This is a genomic window from Vibrio sp. 1069 (assembly GCF_033340555.1).
This window is the reverse complement of sequence record NZ_JAWOWP010000357.1, coordinates 1-713: the sequence shown is the minus strand read 5'-3', so window position 1 is coordinate 713 and position 713 is coordinate 1. Positions and strand designations below refer to the sequence as shown.

At 47.1% G+C, this 713-nt stretch carries 1 protein-coding gene and 1 pseudogene; both read left to right on the top strand.

The window, feature by feature from the left end:
* Positions 1–447 (top strand): annotated as a pseudogene (locus R7040_RS26495) (heme anaerobic degradation radical SAM methyltransferase ChuW/HutW); the annotation flags it as partial.
* Between the two features lie 33 nt (positions 448–480).
* A partial coding sequence (locus tag R7040_RS26490; protein WP_318097583.1) for a ChuX/HutX family heme-like substrate-binding protein occupies positions 481–713 on the top strand: 233 nt, incomplete at its 3' end.

The window sequence follows — 713 nt, the reverse complement described above, 5'->3', positions numbered from 1 at the left end:
GAGCGTAGCTTATACAACAGCTTAGCCAAGACGTACGCAGAAGTGTTACCGATTGGATGCGGTGCTGGTGGCAACATTGGCGGCTACGGGATGATGCTGCACCGCACTTTAGACACCTACATCAAAGCGGTGAATGAAGGGCAAAGTACGATTGCGATGATGATGAAGCACAGCCCATTAGAGCCATTATTTGCAGCGCTAAAATCCGGGTTTGACCGCGGCATTGTTCAGGCAAGTAAATTGCCGGTGTTTATGGGTAGCGATACGTTCGATTTTCTCATGCCGCTGTTTAAAGTATGGCAAGACAAAGGCTTAGTTGAGCTTCAAGAGCGAAGCTTAGTGCTTACTTTAGCGGGCAGTTTTTGGGCCGTTTCGTTAGCGCAAGCCTGTATTCAGGTACTGACATCAGAGATGAACGAAAGCGTGCCAAAAGTATCCAATAATTAATGAAGACAAATTGAAGAAAAGATGGAAAACAAAATGGAATCAATCAAGCAACAGGTAGAAGTTCTATTGGAACAAGAACCTCAACTTCTGCCTGCCGCAATGGCAGAGCGTTTAGGTGTGACAGAATTTGATGTTGTCGCTGCACTGCCGCAAGAGATGGTTGCGATTGCTCCGGGCGAACAAGCGCAAACAATCCTTGAAAGCCTAGTTGGCTTTGGCCCAGTGACGACGATCGTACACTCCTTCGGCTCCATTTTCGAAGTGAA